The following is a 1,174-nucleotide window of genomic DNA, read 5'->3' on the forward strand; positions in this document are numbered from 1 at the left end:
TTGTCGGGGCACAACACTCGCATACCGGTCACAGCATTGTTGACACAACTGTTGGGTCTGAGGCGATTGATCTGCACGACCGAATCGAGCAGGGCCGAAATGGCCAAATACTGTGACGCGGCGGCGATGATGTTCTCGGCCGCCTCGTCAGCGACATCCCGGATGTCGGCGTTCTCGACGTCTTCATCCTGGACGGTCGCCGCTTGCACGGCCGGATTCTGGGACTCCGCGTTTTGGGTGTCCGGATTCTGAGCGTCCTGGCTCACCGGTCCGGAAACTGTTGCAGCCGAATCGGTATCGTCACCGCCGGCGACTTGTCCGGTGTTCGTGGCGGTCAGGTGATCGCCGACCGCTTCGCCCAGGATGTCGCGGGCGATGACGGGGGTGATGCCGGCGGCCGGATAACCCAGCGCTGTCGCGAGAGCGTCTCTCGCCTCGGTCAGCAGCGGATCGAGCACGCGCATACCTTCGGCGCCTTCGATTTCCGCGATCGGCACACCGAGTTCGGCGGCGAGCCGGTTCCGTAACGGCATCATCTCGATCAGCGCGTCCACATCGCTGAGTCCTGCACGCTCGCGCGCCTTCGCGGGGGCGGTGGCCTCGACATGTTGCCGCAGCGCCTCGGCCGTGGCGGGCGCGATACCGGCCCGATTCAGCAGTTCGCGCACCGGATCGGTGGCACCGTTGCGTTCGAGTTCGGCGATCTGGTTCGTGACGGCCGGAGCCGGGATTCCCAGCAATCCGGCCAGCCGTGTCGCTTGGTCCGCCGGCTCGTCCGGGCGAGTGAAGTCGGGTTCGCCGTACAACCCGGTGTCGGCTTCGGCAAGGGTGAGGGTGAGGTTGCCGGTCGAGAAGACATGGTGGCGGATGAAATCCGCGGTGGAATGCCGCAAAGCGCGCTGCTGCAGTTCCGGTGCCATCTCACGGACGGCATGGCTCGCCGCGACGACCGCATCGTGGGTCCGAGGCGTGGGATCGGCCTTGTGGGCGGCCACTGCCTGTTCGTAGACGATCACCGCCTCTCGGACCCCGCGCAGGTGCATGGCATTGCGAATCAGGGCGTCCTGCGGCGACATCACCACTTGCGCGCTACCGCGCTGACCGTTACGTGCCGTGCGGTTCTTGGCCTGTTCGTGGATGTAGGACTGCTCCGGGGCCTCCGTCATCCACACAT

The 1,174-nt window shown here is 65.6% G+C and carries 1 protein-coding gene; it reads right to left on the reverse strand.

Annotation, left to right across the window (positions count from 1 at the left end; translation table 11 throughout):
• Positions 1 to 1,174 (reverse strand): hypothetical protein (locus tag ACGF5C_RS34930; RefSeq protein WP_393308717.1); only part of this gene is annotated, 1,174 nt, incomplete at both ends.

The sequence above is a fragment of the Micromonospora sp. NPDC047620 genome, assembly GCF_043205005.1.
Classification (GTDB): Bacteria; Actinomycetota; Actinomycetes; order Mycobacteriales; family Micromonosporaceae; genus Micromonospora.